Raw genomic sequence first — 18243 nt, 5'->3', positions numbered from 1 at the left:
GCACGGTGCCGGCCGCGCCCCCGGCCGCGGCGACCACCGCGATCACCGCCGCGAGGCCGCTCACGCCGGAACCGTCGGCACGGCCCGGGCCACCAGCCGATCCGTCCACTCCAAGCCGACCAGCACCAGGGCCAGGCCCCCGCACAGGCACCCGATCCCGGCCGGCGTGCGCAGCAGGACATCGACGGGCCGAGCCCCCAGACCACTGCCCAGGAACAGCCCGAAGACCGGCAGCCCGGCCAACACGTGCGCGGTCGAGCGCGCACCCGCGAGCTCGGCCGCCACCTCCTCGCGGGCGTCCTCCTCCGCGCGCAGCGTCGCCGCGATCCGTTCGAGCGCGGGCGCGAACCCGCCACCCCGGCCGGTCGCGATCCGCCAGCAGGCCGCGATCCGGCGCAACCCGGCCGCCCCCGGCCGGCCCGCCGCCCGCTCCAGCGCGTCCGGCACGTCGCCGCCCACCCGGGCCGATCCGACCGCCTCGCCGATCACCGCCTGGACCGGCCCGCCCACCGCCCGCGCCGCCGCGGCCAACGCCTCCTCCGGCGCCCGCCCGGCCCGCAGCTCCCCCGCGAGCGCCGCGCACAGCCCCACGACCCCGCACCGCACCGCGCCGGCGACCCCTTCGGCGACGGCCCGCTCCCGCCGCCGACGCAGCACCCACGCCCCGGGCAGGGCCAACACCACCGGCACCGGCGAACCCAGCACGAGGCTCGCGACACTCCCGCCCCCGAGCACCGCGAGCGGCACCCGATGGCGCCGCGCGAGCGCGCCCCGCGGCACCCACCCCACCCGCGCCACACCGCGCGCACCGAGCACCCTGCGCGCCCGGGCCTGCCCGACCCGCGCCACCGACAGCCACACCCCCACCGCGACCACCGCCACGAGCGGCCCCGCCGCCGCCACCCTCACCCGCGCCACCACCCCGCGAGCAGCGCGACCAACCGATGGTGCCCGGGCCCGGGCCGCATGATCCCCCCGCGTTCGAACGCCACCGCCGACACCGGGCGCACCCAGCCCGCCTGATCGCGTTCGAGCACATGGATCTCGGCGACCCGGCGCAGCCCGTCCCGCTCGCGCACCATGTGCACGACCAGGTCGAGCGCGGCGGCCAGCTGGCTGTGCAGCGCACCCCGCCCCAACCCCGCGAGCGCCCCCAACGCCTCCAGACGGGCCGGCACGTCGCCCGCGGAGTTCGCGTGCACCGTCCCGCAGCCGCCCTCGTGTCCCGTGTTGAGCGCCGCGAGCAGTTCCACGACCTCGGCGCCGCGCACCTCCCCCACCACCAGCCGGTCCGGCCGCATCCGCAGCGCCTGGCGGACCAGGTCCCGCAGCGTGACCGCGCCCGCACCCTCGACGTTGGCCGGTCGCGACTCCAGCCGCACGACGTGCGGGTGCCGCGGCGTCAGCTCGGCCGAGTCCTCGGCCAGCAGCAGCCGTTCGGCCGGATGCGCACACCCGAGCAGCGCGCCGAGCAACGTCGTCTTGCCCGAACCCGTCCCGCCCGAGACGAGGAACGCGGCCCGCGCCGAGACCACCGAGCGCAGCAGTTCGGCCGCGGCCGGCGACAGCGACCCGGCCCGCACCAGTTCGGCCAGCCCCATCGAGGTCCGCCGCGGCACCCGCAGCGACAGACACGTCCCGCGCACCGCCACCGGGCGCAACACCGCGTGCAGCCGGATCCCGTCCGGCAACGTCGCGTCCACGTACGGCGAGGCGTCGTCCAGCCGCCGCCCGGCACCACTCGCGAGCCGCTGCGCGAGCCGGCGCACCGCGGCGTCGTCGGCGAACGTCACCGCCGTGCGCTGCGGCCCCGCGCCCCGGTCGATCCACACCTCGTCGGGCGCGTTCACCAGCACGTCGGTGACGTCGGGATCGCGCAACAACGCGTCCAGCGGCCCGGCCCCGGCGATCTCCGACCGCAACGCCCGGACCAGATCCGGCAGCGCCGCCTCGCCGAGCACCCGTCCCTGCGCCCGAAGCGCCGCGGCCACCGCGGCGGGGGTCGGCTCGTGCCCGCCGGCGGCCAACCGCGACCGCACCGCCTCGACCAGGTCCGGATCCGGCGGCACCGGCACCGGCGCGGTCGGCGCGAGGACGGGCGCCGGTCGCGGCTGCGGCGCGGAGAAGACCCCGGTGCCCCCGTCCGCCGGCCCCGGCACGGGCCACGGCGGCGGCTGCGGGGCTCGCGCCGGCGCCTCCCGCGGCAGCGGGGTCGGCGGCGGGAACGGCGGCATCGGCGGCACCTCGTGCGCGCTCATGCGGCCTCCCCGCGGACCAGGCCGGCCGGGTTGCCCGCGATGTAGTCGCGGCAGAACCGGGCCAACGGACCACGCGTGCGCAGTCCCGGCGGATCGCCGCGCTCGGCGGCCGCCGACAGCCCGGCCTCCGGACGCAACTCGCCCGCGAGCGGCACCCCCAGGCCGCGCGCGACCGCCGCCGAGCTCAGCCCGGACGGACTCGGCTGCCGCACCACCGCGCGCACATCGCGCAGCGCCGGCCGAACGCGCTCCAGCGCCTGTGCCGCCGCGGCGAGCGCGCGCACCTCCGCGGGCACCACGAGCAACCCGGTGTCGCACTGCCGCAGCGCCTCGTCGCCGACCGGATCGGTGTGGCGCGGCACGTCGAGCACCGCGAAGTCGTGCCGTCTGCGCACCGCCCGCACGACCGAGCGCATCGTGTCCGGCGGAATCCCCGGCGGCCGCTCGCGATCCCACGACAGCACGGTCAGCCCGTGCAGGTGCGGGAGCGCCTCCGACAGCGCGCCGCCGTCGATCCGCCCGCGCGCGCCGGCCAGGTCCGGCCAGCGCAGGCCGCTCTCGTCCTCGCCGCCGAGCAGCACGTCCAGCCCGCCGCCCAGCGGGTCGCCGTCCACGAGCGCGGTGACCAGGCCCGTGCGCACCGCCGTCACCGCGAGCGCGCACGCCAGCGTGCTCGCACCGCTCCCGCCGCACCCGCCGATCACCGCGATGGTGTGCGCGTCCGGCCCGGTGCCCTCCGCGACGTCGCCGAGCCGGTCGACGATCCACGCCTCCGCGTCCGGCAGGAACACCACGTGATCCGCGCCGACTTCGACGGCCCGGCGCCACACGTCGCCGTCGTCCAGGTCGTCGCCGATCAGGATCACGTCCTCCCGACGCGGTATCCCGCACCGGGCCGAGTCACGCGTCACGTCGTCGCCGACGATCACGAGCGGCGCCCCCGGCCACGCGCCCCGCGCGGCGCCCGCGTCGGGCTGTACCTCCGGCTCGATCCCGGCCACGGCGCACAGGCGCAGGAGTTCGTCGAGCAGGGCCGGATCACCGGTCACCAGGAGCGGGCGGGCCGGCCGAGGCGGGGAGAGCGCTGCCACGGAACCTCCAGGGGTCGGGGAGGTCCGTCCGAACCGGTCCTCCCGGGAACTGACCCCACCGTCGCCGCCGGTGCGCGCTCGGCCGAGCGGGTGGTTCGTGCCTGTGGACAAGTTCGCGGTTGTGGATTGCGGATTCACTCCTGGGAGTGACGGCCGGCCCGTTTTCGGCCCGATCCGAACCCGGGCGCGCGTAGAACGACGGAAAACCGGCGGAAAACCGTCCGGAACAGCAAGGAACACCAAGGAACGCCGAGAACAGCAGGGAACGACCGGGAACACCGGGGAACATCCGACAACATCCGGGAACATCGAGGAAGCGCCGCGGACACGAAAAACCGCACGGTCCGCGGGAATCCCCGGCGGCCCTCCGGGAAAACGCGACGACGGCGCCGAACAGCCGACCCGCGTAGATTTCCGGAATCAATGCGCGGCGGCCCGCAGATCGACCGACGGGCGACCGAAACCGGCCGTGCGCGGGAAGATGGCGGGAAACGAACGTCCCGCCCGTTAGTCGGACAAAGGACGACGTGCGCACTCGTATGGGCGCAAAAAAGCCCCCCGGACAAGCGACGACCCCCGCCGGGGGGGAGAGCGGGGGTCGTCTCCGCGGCCGACTCGGGGGGGGGGAGGAGTCGGACCGGGTTAGCACGGTCGCGAACGATCCGTGACTTCCAGGATGTACCCGAGAGGGTTCTCTAGCAAACCCACGGCGTGGAGTTTACGCCGAATGGCTGCCCTTATCCTCGTGAACTGTGGAAACCCAGGCGCCGAAGCGGACAGCAGCCTTCTTCGACCTCGACAAGACCATCATCGCCAGGTCCAGTGCGCTGGCGTTCAGCAGATCCTTCTACCACGGCGGTCTCATCAATCGCCGCTCCGTCCTCAAGAGTGCCTACGCGCAGTTCGTGTTCCTCGTCGGCGGCGCGGATCACGATCAGATGGAGCGCATGCGCGAATACCTCTCGGCGCTGTGCCGCGGCTGGGACGTCCAGCAGGTGCGCGAGATCGTCGCCGAGACCCTGCACGACATGATCGACCCGATCATCTACGACGAGGCCGCGTCGCTCATCGAGGAGCACCACGCCGCGGGCCGCGACGTGGTGATCGTCAGCTCCTCGGGGGCCGAAGTGGTCGAGCCGATCGGGGACATGCTCGGCGCGGACCGGGTCGTGGCCACCCGCATGGTGGTCGAGGACGGCCGCTACTCCGGCGAGATCGACTTCTACGCGTATGGGCCCAACAAGGCCGCCGCGGTCAAGGAACTGGCCCGTACCGAGGGCTACGACCTCACGTCCTGCTACGCGTACAGCGACTCGATCACCGACCTGCCCATGCTTTTGGAGGTCGGCCACCCGTACGCGGTCAACCCCGACCGCGGCCTGCGCCGGGAGGCGACCGGTCGCGGCTGGCCCGTGCTGGTCTTCAGCCGCCCCGTCGCGTTGCGCCAGCGTGTACCCACGCTCTCGGTGCCGTCGCGCCCCGTCCTCGCCGCCACCGCGATCGGCGCGGGCGTCACCGCGGCGGGCTTCGTCTGGTACCTCGCCAGGAAGCGCCGCTGAGGCCGAACCTCGAACAGGACCCCGCCCCGGAGCACCCCGTCCCGGAGCAAAACCGACAAAGGCCAAAGGTAAAGATCTTGGGCCAGGGGTTCCCCTCCTCCCGGCAAGCCACTAGAAAAGGGACCAACGGCCCGTACGGCCCCCGCTCACGCGGACGGTTCGCGCGGACCGAGCACGACTGCCGGGAACCCACGTGCGACCGACCCTCGTAGGGGCCGAACGCATCGGATGACCAGGATGTTCGTCCCCCCGTGGATGCGCATCCTCGGGCCGATACGTCATACAGGTACACGCTTGGTACCCCGGTGGGAGTGACAAAACGGCGGCGCCCTCAGGGGCGTCGCCGTCTCGTGTGTCCGGGCCCGGAACCGACCTGGGTCATGTGTCCGGTCAGATTCCGCGCATCACCGCTTCGCAGACCGCGACGCTCTCGCGAGCGCCCAGCGTCATCGCCTCCGCGCAGTGTCGGATCCACGTCGCCACGCCCTCCGACGTGCCGCTCTCGTACCCGCGCAGCGCCTCGTCGTACGCCTCGCGGCCCAACTCCAGGTGCCCGACCTCCGGCACGGCGGCGCCCTTGGGGTCCAGGCCGCGGGTGACGAGCACGATGCGCTGCGCGGCCCGCGCGATCAGGCCGTTGCCCCAGACGAACGGCCGCAGGCTGAGAATCTCCGCGTGCGTGACGGCCGCGACCACGATCGCGGGCGCCGCGGAGGGCGCCAGCAGCAGTCGGGACAGGCCGTCGAGCCGGGCCGCGACCTCCTCGGCCGACGGCAGCGGTCCGGGCAGCTCGCCGTCCCGGCGCGGCCGACCGAGCGCCTCCGCGGGCACCGCGTCGGCGGCGGCGACCACGTGCAGGCGCGCGAGCACCTGCAACGGGCTGTGCCCCCAGGTGCCGAGCAGCGAGCCGATCTCGGCGGACAGCCGCAGGGCGCCCGCGACCACCGCGCCGCCGTCCTCGATCGAGGACGAGTAGTCGGTGCGGCGGCGGATCTCCTCCAGCGACCAGTCGGCGCCTTCGAGGGCGGCGCTCGCGCGCGCTCCGCGCAGCGCGGACTCGGCGCTGATGTCCATGCTGCGACGGCGCATCGTGCGGTGGCCGAGCAGCCGGTCGACGGCCTTGCGGGTGTCCTCGACGGACTCCGGCACGCCGGGCAGGGCCGCGAGGGCGGCGAGGGGATCGGTTGCGGTGCTCACGCGGGCGACCCTACGCCGCGCGGGAAACGATGCGCGACACCGCCCCGGCCCGACCGGCCGCACCGGTTCGAGGCCCACCCCGTGATTACTGTCCGACTTGACGTGGACACGGTGAGCGACGGATGATCCTATTCGAAAACGATTGTCAAACCCGCTATCGAAGGGCCCCGCACGTGAAGATCGCCTTCGTCGGCAAGGGCGGCAGCGGCAAGACCACCCTGTCCTCCCTGTTCATCCGGCACCTCGCGCAGACCGGCCGCCCCGTCGTCGCCGTGGACGCGGACATCAACCAGCACCTCGGCACCGCCCTCGGCCTCGACGACCGGGCGGCCGCGGCGCTGCCGGCGATGGGCGCGCAGCTGCCCGCGATCAAGGACTGGCTGCGCGGCGACAACCCGCGGATCGGGTCGGCGGCCGAGATGGTCAAGACCACACCGCCCGGGCGTGGTTCGCGCCTGATCGGGCTCACCGACGAGAACCCGATCCACGCGGCGTGCGCGCGCGAGGTGCCCGGCCTGCCCGGCCTGAGGCTGATGGCGACGGGGCCGTTCGAGGAGTCCGACCTGGGAGTCGCGTGCTACCACTCGAAGGTCGGCGCGGTGGAGATGTACCTGAACCACCTCGTCGACGGCGCCGGCGAATACCTGGTCGTGGACATGACCGCGGGCTCCGACTCGTTCGCGTCCGGGCTCTTCACCCGCTTCGACATGACCTTCCTGGTCGCCGAGCCGACCCGCAAGGGCGTCGGCGTCTACCGGCAATACCGCGACTACGCACGCGACTGGGGCGTCTCGCTCGCCGTCGTCGGCAACAAGGTGCAGGGGGGCGACGACATCGAGTTCCTGCGCGAGCACGTCGGCGCCGACCTGCTGACGTGGACCGTGCAGTCCGACTTCGTGCGCGCCTGCGAGAAGGGCCGCTCCCCCGGTTTCGAGACCCTGGAGCCGGCCAACCGGGCGGCGCTCGAAGAGCTCGTGCGCGCCGCCGACGCGACGTACGAGCACCGCGACTGGGAGCGATACACAGCCCAGATGGTCGAGTTCCACCTCAAGAACGCGCACGGCTGGGCCAACGCCAAGATCGGCGTCGACCTCACCGAGCAGGTCGACTCGGCCTTCGTGCTCGGCCCGCACGCGATCTCCGCCGCGGCCTGAACCGCGGCCCGCACACGCCGAAGGGCGGCCCGCCCCCCGAGGACGGACCGCCCTTCCGAACCGGGGCGGCTCAGTCCTCCGCCGCCGCCGACGGCAGCTGCGAGGTGATCAGGTCCATCACCGACGAGTCGGTCAGCGTCGTGACGTCGCCGAGCGCGCGCCCCTCCGCGATGTCGCGCAGCAGCCGGCGCATGATCTTGCCGGAGCGGGTCTTCGGCAGCTCGGCCACCGGCAGGATCCGCTTGGGCTTGGCGATCGGACCGAGCACCTTGCCGACGTGCTCGCGCAGTTCGGCCACCAGGTCGTCGGACACCGACGCCGTGCCGCGCAGGATCACGAACGCGACGATCGCCTGACCGGTGGTCGGGTCGGTCGCGCCGACCACGGCCGACTCGGCGACCTTGGGGTGCGACACCAGGGCCGACTCGACCTCGGTGGTCGAGATGTTGTGGCCGGACACGAGCATCACGTCGTCGACCCGGCCGAGCAGCCAGATGTCGCCGTCCTCGTCCTTCTTCGCACCGTCGCCGGCGAAGTACAGGCCCTCGAAGCGCGACCAGTAGGTGTCCTCGAACCGCTGGTCGTCGCCCCAGATCGTGCGCAGCATCGACGGCCACGGCTCGTCCAGCACGAGATAGCCGCCCCCGCCGTCGCCGACCTCGGTCGCGGTGTCGTCGACGACCTTCGCCGAGATGCCCGGCAGCGCGCGCTGCGCGGAACCCGGTTTGGTCGCGGTGACGCCCGGCAGCGGGCTGATCATGATCGCGCCGGTCTCGGTCTGCCACCACGTGTCGACGATCGGGGTCTTCCCCGCGCCGATGTGCTCGCGGTACCAGATCCACGCCTCGGGGTTGATCGGCTCGCCGACGCTGCCCAGGATCCGCAGCGAGGACAGGTCGAAGCGGGCGGGGATGTCGTCGCCCCACTTCATGCAGGTCCGGATCGCGGTCGGCGCGGTGTACAGGATGGTGACCCCGTACTTCTGCACGATCTCCCACCAGCGGCCCTGGTGCGGCGAGTCCGGCGTGCCCTCGTACATGACCTGCGTGGCGCCGTTGGCGAGCGGGCCGTAGACGATGTACGAGTGCCCGGTGACCCAGCCGATGTCGGCCGTGCACCAGTACACGTCGGTCTCGGGCTTGAGGTCGAACACCGCGTTGTGGGTGTAGCTCGCCTGGGTCAGGTAGCCGCCGGACGTGTGCAGGATGCCCTTGGGCTTACCCGTGGTGCCCGACGTGTACAGGATGAACAGCGGGTGCTCGGCGTCGAACGCCTGCGGCTCGTGCCGCTCCGACTGCGCGTCGACGAGGTCGTGCCACCAGATGTCACGGCCCTCGGTCCACGCGACGTCGCCGCCGGTGCGGCGCACGACCAGCACGTTGCGCACGTCCGGGCAGGACTCCAGCGCCTCGTCGATCGCGGGCTTGAGCGCGGACGGCTTGCCGCGCCGGTAGCCGCCGTCGGCGGTGATCACGATCCTCGCGTCGTTGTCCTTGATCCGCGAGGACACCGCGTCGGCCGAGAAGCCGCCGAAGACGACCGAGTGCGGGGCGCCGATGCGCGCGCACGCGAGCATCGAGATCACCGCCTCGGGGATCATCGGCAGGTAGATCGCGACCCGGTCGCCGGCCTCGACGCCCAGCGAGGTCAGCGCGTTGGCCGCCTTGGACACCTCGCGCCCCAGGTCGGCGTAGGTCAGGGTGCGGGTGTCGCCCGGCTCGCCCTCGAAGTGGATCGCGACCCGGTCGCCGTTGCCCGCCTCGATGTGCCGGTCGACGCAGTTGTACGCAACGTTGAGCTTGCCGTCGGCGAACCACTTGGCGAACGGAGGGGTCGACCAGTCGAGCGTCTCCTGCGGCTCCTGTGCCCAGTCCAGGCGCCGGGCCTGCTCGGCCCAGAAGCCGAGCCGGTCCGCCGACGCGCGCTCGTACGCGTCGGCCTTGACGTTGGCGTCGGCCTCGAGCGCCGGCGGGGGTGCGAAGCGTCGCTCCTCGCGCAGCAGGTTCGACAGGGCCTCGCCGGGCTTGCCCCCCGTAATCCGGTCTGCGTTGCTCACGCGTACTCCTCCGTGCTGCCGCTGCGGTTTCGGTTCCTTTGCCGTAGCTCATCAGGGACCGGCCCGAGCCGGCAAGAGGAAGACCGGGATTGGTTTAGACCACTTGTGCGAACAGGTCGCATCGTGGCCGACCGCGCGATCGTACGGCCCGGCTACCCCGCGTTGAGTGCCGGAAAAGTGTGATCTTCGGCGCCCGTCGTCGCCACGACACCGGATTCGGCCCGCTCGGCGTCCACCGGACCGAAGTCGCCGCGCACCGCGTCGTAGAGGTACATCTGCGCCGACGCGAGGTCGAAGTAGAGGCCGAACAACCGCAGTCGGCCCTCGGCGACGGCCTGCGCCACCACCGCGTGGTCGCGCAGGTTGTCCAGCTGCTGGACCACGTTGGTCAGGCACAGCTGCTCGGCCGGCGGGACCTGATGTCCCGTCAGGGTCGGTGCGGGCGCGGCCATGAAGCGCGCGAGCGACGCGTCGCCGTTGCGCAGCCAGCGGTCCAGGTGCGGGGTCGTCCCGGGCCCCGACGCGGCGTCGGGCGCCTGGTCCGCGCGGCCCGCGTTTCCCGCCTTGCCCGCCTTGTCGAGCAGCGCGCTCATCGCGCCGCAGCCGGAATGCCCGCAGACCGTGATGCTGCGGACGCCGAGCACGGCCACCGCGTACTCGATCGCGGCGCCCACCGACGCGTCGGCCGTGATCGGGTCGGCCTCCTCGGCCTCGCCGCGCGGCACGAGGTTGCCGACGTTGCGGACGGTGAACAGGTCGCCGGGACCGCTCGCGGTGATCAGGTTCGGCACGATGCGCGAGTCGGCGCAGGTGATGAACAGTTGCGCGGGCTTTTGCCCCTCCAGCGCGAGCCGCTCCAGGAACGGCTGGACGAGCGGCGCGGTGCGCTGCTGGAACTCGCGCGCGCCGGCCACCAGGGCCTGCGACGCGGTGCCGTCCTCGCGCGGGCACTCGCGCTGCCAGTGCCACCACGGGGCGAACCAACGCGGCGACGGGGTCAGTCGGGACCGCCGGGGCCCGGGCGTGCCGCCGGCGGCCCGTTCGTAGCACCCGTCGTGGATCTCCTCGATGTCCACCTGCCCGCCGCGCGCGATGTAGCCGGTCCGCCACGAGTGGACGGCCTCGAACGCGGCCTGGTCGAGGTAGTCCACGGTCATGTCGACCACGACGTGCGCGCCGGGCGGCAACTTGCCGAGCACGCGCGACAGTCGCGGAACGGACAGGAACGTCAGCGACCCGTGCACCTCGACGTGAAGCACGCCCTCGCCCTCGTACACCCGCACGGTGCTGCGGCTGAGCCGGTACAGCGCGGTGAGCACCGCGACCACGACACCGAGCAGGACGCCCTGGAGCACGCCGGCCAGGATCACCCCGGTGACGGTCGCGGCGTACGCGGGGAACTCGCGGTGGCGGTGCACGTGTCGGATGTGCGCGAGGCTGACCATCTGGACGCCGACCACCATGACGAGCGCGGCGAGCACCGCGAGCGGGATGCGTTCGACGCAGGTGCCGAGCAGGCCCACGAACAGCATCACCCACACGCCGTGCAGGACCGCCGAGGCCCGACCGACCGCGCCCGCCCGCACGTTGGTGACCGAACGGATCGCGACGCCGGTGACGGGGTAGCCGCCGATCGCGCCGGAGACCACGTTGCCCACGCCCTGCCCGATCAGTTCGCGATCGAGGTTGGCCCGCGGCCCGTTGTGCAACCGGTCGGCGGCGGCGGCCGAGAGCAGCGACTCCATCCCGGAGACCAGCGCCACGCTCACCATGCCGACCGCAATGGCGGTCCACACGCTCCCCGGCGGCACCACCGGCGTCACGAACGCCATCGAGGACAGGTCCACCCGCGCCACGTCCAGGTTCAGCGCGCCCGCGACGAGGGTGGCGAGGGACACCGCGATCAGCGGCGCGGGCACCTTGCGCAGCGCCGCGCACCGACCGGGCAGTCGGCCGACCACGGGCCAACCGAGCAGCAGCACCACGGTGATCACCCCGACCGCGACCGCGGGGGCCCGCAGGTTGTCGACCTGGGTGGGCAGTTCGCGCAGGTTCTCCCAGGCCGAGCGCTGCGGCGCGCCGCCCAGGACCACGTGCAGCTGGGCCAGCGCGATCACCACGCCGATGCCCGCGACCACGCCGTGCACGATGGCCGGCGACAGCGCGAGCGTGGCCCGGGCGACCCGGGCCAGGCCGAGCAGGATCTGGAGCAGGCCGGCGCCGACCGTGACGAAGCACGTGACGCGCCAGCCGTAGGTCTGCACGAGGCCGGCGACGATCACGGTCAGGCCCGCCGTGGGGCCGCTCACCTGGAGCGGCGCACCACCGAGCAGGCCGACCACGATGCCGCCGACGACGGCCGAGATGATGCCCGCGCTGAGCGGGGCGCCGGCCGCGAGCGAGATGCCCAGCGACAGCGGCACCGCGACCAGGAAGACGACGAGCGAGGCGCCGAGGTCGGCGCGGATCGAGGCGGCGCGGGACGCCGTCCCGGGCGTGGTGGCAGGGGCAACGGGCATGTCCGTGTCCTCCGGGTCAGTCATGTCAGTCATGTCATGGCGGGCATGGCTGCCGCGAGGGTGGCGGCGCGCGGGGTCGTTGGAGAGTCAATGACCGGATAGGCCAAGTTAACTCTAAGTGTTTACATCGTCACAGTAAGGCTATCCTTTTCGGAACGTAAAATATGCGCCCACATGGGTGAAACAGGTGTTTCGCACCAAGAACCTTCCGCACTGTGTGTGATGGCACGTAATCTCCCCGGAGTGGGGGTGGTGCCGTGCAGGTGCTCACGCTGTTCGCGACCGGGCTCGGCGCGGGGTTCGTCGCGGGCGGGGCGTCCTGTGCGGCGGTCCAGGGCGGCCTGCTCGTGGGGGCGGTTCGTCCGTGCGGCGACGAGGCTCCGGATTGCGGCACGGCGCCCGCGCGCGGCCTGCTCCCCCGCGCCCTCGCCGCGTTCCTGGGCGCGAAGCTGGCCGCGCACGCGGGTCTGGGCGCGCTGCTCGGTCTGCTCGGCGCCGCGATCCAACCCGCGCCGAGCACGCGCGCGGCCCTGCTGCTGTGCGCCGGCGCGCTGATGGCGCTCTTCGGGCTCGCGATGCTGGGCGTACCCGGGGTCGGCCGACTGCTGCCGCGCGGTTCGGCGCACGGGGCCGGCCGCGGGCCGTTGCTGCTGGGCGCGGCCACGGTGCTCGTTCCGTGCGGCGTGACCCTGGGCGTCGAACTGGTCGCCGTGACATCCGGGAACGCGTTCGGCGGTGCCGCCGTGCTGACCGGCTTCGTGCTCGGCACGATCCCCCTGTTCGCGGCCCTGGGCTGGTTGGTCGGCGCGTCCGGGCGGATCCTGCGCGGCCGGCTGACCGCGGCGCTGGGGGTGCTCGTGCTCGCGGTCGCCGCGTGGACGGTCGCGTCGGGCCTGCGCCTGGGCGGGTGGTGGACCCCGGCCGCGGTCGGCACCGTCGACCACGCGGCGGCGGTCACCGGACCCGACGGCGTGCAGCGGGTGACCGTGCGGGTCGAGGACGAGGGCTACCACCCGGGCCGCGCGCTGGCCCGGGCCGGCGTGCCCACGATCCTGGTCCTGCGCACCGACCACACCATCGGCTGCACACGCGGCTTCGTGCTGCCCGCACGCGACGTGCAGCGCGTCCTGCCGGTGTCCGGCGAGACCCGGATCGACCTGGGCACGCCCCGGGCCGGCACGCTCGCGTGGACGTGCGCGATGGGCATGTACAGCGGGCAGGTGGAGTTCCGGGCCGACCCCTGACACGCGCCCGTACGCACCGGTACGCAGGGGGTGTTCGGCCGGATCGCCGAGAGTCGCGCCCGATCGCTTCGGGCCCCCCGGGCCCCTTACGGTGATGTGTCCGCGCCCACGCGCCTCGGGCGATCCGCCGCGTCCCGGCTGCGGTTCGCCGGGGAACGCGGTCCGGACACGCACGCAACCGGGTGACGCCGGCGTGCGTATGTATCGATAGGGAATACGGGCCGGTCCGGCATGCCCATGGGAAGAGGTGAACTGTGCGAACTGTCCGCGGCGCTGCGGTGCTCGTCGTTGTCGCAGTCCTGGCCGCTATCGGTTTCGTGGTTTTCGCAAAGGACGGGAACAACTCCGACAACTCCTCTGCAAAGAACCCCGGCGGAAATCCGAGCGCTCCGGGCAAGGAATCGGACGGGCCGAGCCGTCCGGCGAAGTTGATCGGCGACGGCTCGACAGCCGACACCGGTCCGCAGCCGAAGCAGCCCAAGGTGGAGAAGCTCAAGCCGGGTGAGAAGCCGCCGCAGTTCGTCGTTTTCTCGTGGGATGGCGCGGCCGAGGACGGCAACAAACTGGTCTCGGAGTTCCTGAAGCTCTCCGAGGCGAACAAGGCTCAGATGACGTACTTCCTGAGCGGCATCTACGTGCTCCCGAAGACGAAGAAGGCCATGTACACCGGCCCGAAGCACGCGCCGGGCGCGTCGGACATCAACTTCATGACCGACGAGACCGTGCGGAACACGATCATCCAGATGCGCGATGTCTGGCTCAAGGGCAACGAGGTCGGCACGCACTTCAACGGCCACTTCTGCAACAGCGCGACCAGCGGCAAGAATTGGAGCCCGGCCGACTGGAAGAACGAGACCGAGCAGGCCGTCAAGTTCGTCCAGAACTGGAAGACCAACACCGGATTCGCCGACCTCCCGCCGCTGCCGTTCGACTACGCGCCGGGCAAGGAACTCATCGGCGGCCGGGCGCCCTGCCTCGAAGGCCAGAGCAACCTGATGCGGGCCGGCAAGGAAATGGGATTCCGCTACGACGCGAGCTCCCCGGGCGGACTCCAGGTGTGGCCCAAGCGCGGCAAGGAGACCGGAATCTGGGACTTTCCGCTCCAGTCCCTGCCGTGGCCGGGCAGCACCAAGTCGCAGCTGTCCATGGACTACAACATCATGTTCGAGCAGGAAGCGATCCACGGTAAGTACGACCCGTCCAAGAAGGACGCGTGGGAGAAAGAGGCCCGCGATTTCTACCTGAACGGATTCCAGCGCGCCTACACGACGAACCGCGCGCCGCTGTTCATCGGTAATCACTTCGAGGACTGGAACGGCGGCATCTACATGAACGCCGTCCGGGACACCGTGACCTCGGTCTGCACGAAGTCCGACGTCCGTTGTGTGACGTTCCGTCAGCTGACCGACTGGCTGGAGGGCCAGGACCCCGCGGTGATCGCCAAGTTGCAGGGCCTGGGCGTCGGCCAGAACGTGGCCGACTGGGGCACGATCGTCAGCGGCTCCGGACAGGCGCCGAACGCGCCCGCCGCGGGGCGCGCGCTGCCCGGCCAGGAGCACGCCGTGCTGCCGCGCCGGCAGGACTGAACGCCCCGCTCCGGCGGCCGATTTCGCGCACAGCCCCGTATCGGGATTCCCCGTCGATACGGGGCTGTCGCGTTTTCTCGTTACAATGACCACGTCCGGGGAACATTTTTCGCCACCCCGGATCACGGGTCTTTCGGCGGAAGACATGCCGGGAAGTCTGGTCGGCGCTGTTTTGTCGTTTTCGCATGGCGGTATACGTCTGCGAGCCGCAGCCGACCTGGAGGTCCCGTGGGTGCCGAGTCAGCACCGCGCAACAAGTTCTTTCGGCGTCCGTCCACGTTGGCCGAGCGGAACTTCATCGCGGAGGCGCTGCGCACCGAGACCGTCGGCGGCGCGCTGCTGTTGATCGCGGCGGTGATCGCGGTCGTGTGGGCCAACACCCCCTGGAGCGACGCTTACAACGACCTCCGCGACTTCGAGCTCGGCCCCGAGGCGCTGAATCTGAACCTGTCGCTCGGCACGTGGGCCGCCGACGGCCTCCTCGCGATCTTCTTCTTCGTCGCCGGCGTCGAACTCAAGCGCGAGTTGGTGGTCGGCGACCTGCGCAACCCGGCCCAGGCCGCGCTGCCGGTGGTGGCCGCCGCGTGCGGCATGATCACGCCCGCGCTGTTCTACTTCGCGGTCAACTCGGGCGGCGGCTCGCCCGACGGGTGGGCGATCCCCACCGCGACCGACATCGCGTTCGCGCTAGCCGTGCTCGCGGTGATCGGCACCAGCCTCCCCTCCGCCCTGCGCTCGTTCCTGCTGACCCTGGCCGTCGTCGACGACCTCGGCGCGATCCTGATCATCGCGATCTTCTTCACCGACACGGTGAACTTCGTCGCGATGGCCGCGGCCTTCGCGCTGCTCGCGCTCTTCTACCTGCTCCAGCGCCTGCGGGTACGGGGCTGGTGGTGGTACGTGCCGCTCGCGCTCGTGATCTGGGCGCTGATGCACGAGAGCGGCATCCACGCGACCGTCGCGGGCGTCGCGATGGGCCTGCTGATGCGGGTGGTCCCGGACGAGGACGAGAAGACCTCACCCGCCGAGCACGTCGAGCACCTGGTCCGACCGGTCTCCGCGGGCCTGGCGGTGCCGATCTTCGCGCTGTTCTCCGCGGGCGTCGCGGTCTCGGGGTCGGTGCTCGGCGACGTCTTCACCCAGCGGCCGTCCCTCGGCATCATGATCGGCCTGATCGCGGGCAAGGTGGTCGGCATCTTCGGCGGCACGTACCTGGTCGCCCGGTTCACCCGGGCCCAACTCAGCGACGACCTCGCCTGGTCGGACGTCTTCGGCATGTCGATGCTGGCCGGCATCGGGTTCACGGTGTCGTTGCTGATCAGCGAACTGGCCTTCACCGACGACCACGCGCTCACCGAACGGGCCAAGGCCGCGGTCCTGGTGGGCTCGCTCGTCTCGGCCTTCGCGGCGGCGATCGTGCTGCGGATAAGGAACAACACGTACGCCCGGCTGTGCGCCGAGGAGAACCGCGACGACGACGGGGACGGCATCCCCGACGTGTATCAAAGCGAAGCGGAACGGCTCCGGAACGAGAAGCTCGGGCACGCCTGATTGCTTCTTTTCCCATCCGAAACACCCGTACGACCGTGCCCCGGTGGATACGGATCACCACCTCAGGGCATGATCGGGGTCGGATTATCCATACCGGTACAAGGAGTGACCATGGCAGGCACCGACAGGTCCCCGGCCCAGGACGTGCCCGTCGACGCGCAGCGATCCCTGGGCGAGCTGTTCTCGTCCGCCAGCCGCGACATGTCCACGCTGGTGCGCAGCGAGATCGCGCTCGCCAAGAGCGAGGTCAAGGTCAGCGTGGTCAATGTCGCCAAGGGCGGCGGCGCGTTCGGCGCGGCGGCCTTCATCGGCGTGTTCGCGTTCGTCTTCCTGAGCTTCGCCGTCGTGTACGGCATCCACGCGCTCGGTCTCGGCGTGGCCTGGAGCTTCCTGATCGTGGGCGGCTTCTATCTGCTGCTCACGGGCGGGCTCGCGTTCTACGGCGTCAAGTCCTTCAAGAAGGTCCGGCCGCCGGAGCGCACGATCACCACGACGAAGGACACCGTCACCACGCTCAAGAACATCGCCTGACGAAGCGGCTCGCCGCACCGCCGGAATCCGGCCGCGGGAAACAGCCGCGGAAACAAGAGTGCGATCGGGAGTGTGCAACCCTGCTCGACATGACGGTTCCCGAGAGCACCGTGGTCAACGTGGCCGGGCCCTGGACGCACCGCGACATCGCCGCCAACGGCGCGCGGTTCCACATCGCCGAGCTGGGCGAGGGGCCGGTCGTGCTGTTGCTGCACGGTTTCCCGGAGTTCTGGTGGACTTGGCGGCACCAGATGGAGGCCCTGGCCCGGGCCGGCTATCGCGCGGTCGCGATGGACCTGCGGGGGTACGGCGGCAGCGACCGCACGCCGCGCGGCTACGACCCGATCACCCTGGCGCTGGATGTGACCGGGGTGATCCGCTCGCTCGGCGAGCCCGACGCGATCGTGGTCGGGCACGACCTGGGCGCGTACCTGGGCTGGACGGCCGCGGTGTTGCGACCCAAGGTGGTGCGCCGGCTCGTCGCGGTGTCGATGCCGCATCCCCGGCAGTTGCGCGGCGCGCTCTTGACGGATCGTCATCAGATGGCCGCGAGCTCGCACGTCTTCGGCTTCCAGCGGCCGTGGGTGCCCGAGCGGCAGCTGATCCGCGACAGCGCGGCCATGGTGGGCGACATGCTGCACGCGTGGTCGGCACCGGGCTGGCCGGACGAGGAGTCGCTCGCGCGCTACCGCCAGGCGATGCTCGTGCCCGGGACGGCGCACTGCGCGGCGGAGCACTACCGCTGGCTGATCCGCTCGATCCCGCGACCGGACGGCATCCAGTACTCGGCCCGGATGAAGGCGCCCGTGGAGGTGCCGACCCTGCACCTGCACGGCGCCCTCGACCCGGTGATCCTGCCGCGCACCGCGGCGGGCTCCGGCCGCTACGTGGAGGCGCCCTACCGCTGGCGGCTCCTGGAGGGCGTCGGACACTTCCCGCAGGAGGAACAGCCCGCGATGTTCACCGAGGAACTTCTGGGTTGGCTGAAGGACCCGGAACCGGACCGCTGAAGTTCCGACAGCCGTTCCGGGCGTTTCTTGTGCGATCTTGACGGGGATATCCGACACTTCCGCACAAGTCGCCTCAGGTGAGTCGTGCGGTGGTTTTCGGCCCGGCGAACCGGCGCGATTACGCCGTCGGTGACCCGGGTAGGCGCCCCCCTATGAGCCGGACGTACAACGCTCCGAGCATGGCGGCGGGGGCCGGGGACACCCGGTCGGAGACGGCAGAGACCCTCATGGTTGAGATCGACACCACTGGCACTCACGGGTTCGACCACAGGCGAGGGGCGCCGGTCGGCGCGGGTGCCGACCGGGGGGAGCATTTCCCCGGACTGATGGGGATACTGCGCCGACGGGCACGTTGGCTGAGCCTGCGGCTGCGCTTCACGCGCTGACCCGACGACGCGGTCCGAGACCGGGCCGCGTCGCGTCGTCGCCCCACTTCATCGCCTCATGGCCCCATGGCCCCATCGCGTCCCGGGTCGATCGTTCCTTT

At 72.0% G+C, this 18243-nt stretch carries 13 protein-coding genes; 7 read left to right on the top strand and 6 right to left on the bottom strand.

Features of this window, described 5'->3' with window-relative positions; all coding sequences use genetic code 11:
- Positions 1-60: 60 nt before the first annotated feature.
- The 3 genes from OG928_RS18660 to ssd are packed head-to-tail and all read right to left on the bottom strand — an operon-like array spanning position 61 to position 3349.
- Positions 61-909 carry a type II secretion system F family protein gene (locus tag OG928_RS18660; RefSeq protein WP_406285107.1) on the bottom strand — a complete coding sequence of 283 codons (849 nt, stop codon included), beginning with the start codon at positions 907-909 and terminating at the stop codon, positions 61-63.
- Complete coding sequence (locus OG928_RS18655; RefSeq protein WP_406285105.1) at positions 906-2258, bottom strand: TadA family conjugal transfer-associated ATPase; 1353 nt, start codon at positions 2256-2258, stop codon at positions 906-908. Before OG928_RS18655 ends, OG928_RS18660 begins: the two co-directional genes overlap by 4 nt.
- A complete protein-coding gene (gene ssd / locus OG928_RS18650) occupies positions 2255-3349 on the bottom strand; it encodes a septum site-determining protein Ssd (protein ID WP_406285102.1) in 1095 nt (364 codons plus the stop codon). Before ssd ends, OG928_RS18655 begins: the two co-directional genes overlap by 4 nt.
- Positions 3350-4101: 752 nt before the next feature.
- On the opposite strand from ssd, the gene OG928_RS18645 reads away from it, so the two are divergent.
- Positions 4102-4908 (top strand): HAD family hydrolase, encoded by an 807-nt coding sequence (locus tag OG928_RS18645; protein ID WP_406285099.1) that lies wholly within the window; start codon positions 4102-4104, stop codon positions 4906-4908.
- A gap of 390 nt (positions 4909-5298) precedes the next feature.
- On the opposite strand, the gene OG928_RS18640 is transcribed toward OG928_RS18645, so the two are convergent.
- Positions 5299-6105, bottom strand: coding sequence for a Fic family protein (locus OG928_RS18640; protein WP_406285095.1), 807 nt, complete (start codon positions 6103-6105; stop codon positions 5299-5301).
- 173 nt (positions 6106-6278) lie between these two features.
- Between OG928_RS18640 and OG928_RS18635 the strand changes: the two genes are divergently transcribed.
- Positions 6279-7259, top strand: coding sequence for an ATP-binding protein (locus OG928_RS18635; protein ID WP_406285093.1), 981 nt, complete (start codon positions 6279-6281; stop codon positions 7257-7259).
- Positions 7260-7329: 70 nt separating this feature from the next.
- Here OG928_RS18635 and acs read toward each other — a convergent pair whose 3' ends face one another.
- Positions 7330-9315 carry an acetate--CoA ligase gene (gene acs / locus OG928_RS18630; RefSeq protein WP_406285090.1) on the bottom strand — a complete coding sequence of 662 codons (1986 nt, stop codon included), beginning with the start codon at positions 9313-9315 and terminating at the stop codon, positions 7330-7332.
- Positions 9316-9467: 152 nt separating this feature from the next.
- Positions 9468-11834 (bottom strand): SulP family inorganic anion transporter, encoded by a 2367-nt coding sequence (locus tag OG928_RS18625; RefSeq protein WP_406285088.1) that lies wholly within the window; start codon positions 11832-11834, stop codon positions 9468-9470.
- Between the two features lie 257 nt (positions 11835-12091).
- Between OG928_RS18625 and OG928_RS18620 the strand changes: the two genes are divergently transcribed.
- The 5 genes from OG928_RS18620 (at position 12092) to OG928_RS18600 (ending at position 17756) form a co-directional block, all read left to right on the top strand.
- Entirely contained in the window at positions 12092-13078 is a 987-nt protein-coding gene (locus tag OG928_RS18620) for a sulfite exporter TauE/SafE family protein (RefSeq protein ID WP_406285085.1), read from the top strand.
- A gap of 317 nt (positions 13079-13395) precedes the next feature.
- Entirely contained in the window at positions 13396-14664 is a 1269-nt protein-coding gene (locus OG928_RS18615; protein WP_406285083.1) for a hypothetical protein, read from the top strand.
- Between the two features lie 228 nt (positions 14665-14892).
- Positions 14893-16215, top strand: coding sequence for a Na+/H+ antiporter NhaA (nhaA, locus tag OG928_RS18610; RefSeq protein ID WP_406285081.1), 1323 nt, complete (start codon positions 14893-14895; stop codon positions 16213-16215).
- Between the two features lie 111 nt (positions 16216-16326).
- Positions 16327-16746 (top strand): phage holin family protein, encoded by a 420-nt coding sequence (locus tag OG928_RS18605; protein ID WP_406285079.1) that lies wholly within the window; start codon positions 16327-16329, stop codon positions 16744-16746.
- Between the two features lie 89 nt (positions 16747-16835).
- Complete coding sequence (locus OG928_RS18600; protein WP_406285076.1) at positions 16836-17756, top strand: alpha/beta fold hydrolase; 921 nt, start codon at positions 16836-16838, stop codon at positions 17754-17756.
- The last annotated feature ends 487 nt before the right edge of the window (positions 17757-18243 follow it).

Origin of the sequence: Embleya sp. NBC_00896 (assembly GCF_045207785.1) — a bacterium.
Lineage (GTDB): Bacteria > Actinomycetota > Actinomycetes > Streptomycetales > Streptomycetaceae > Embleya.
The sequence above is the reverse complement of the archived record's forward strand: the minus strand, read 5'-3'. Positions and strand labels throughout refer to the sequence as shown.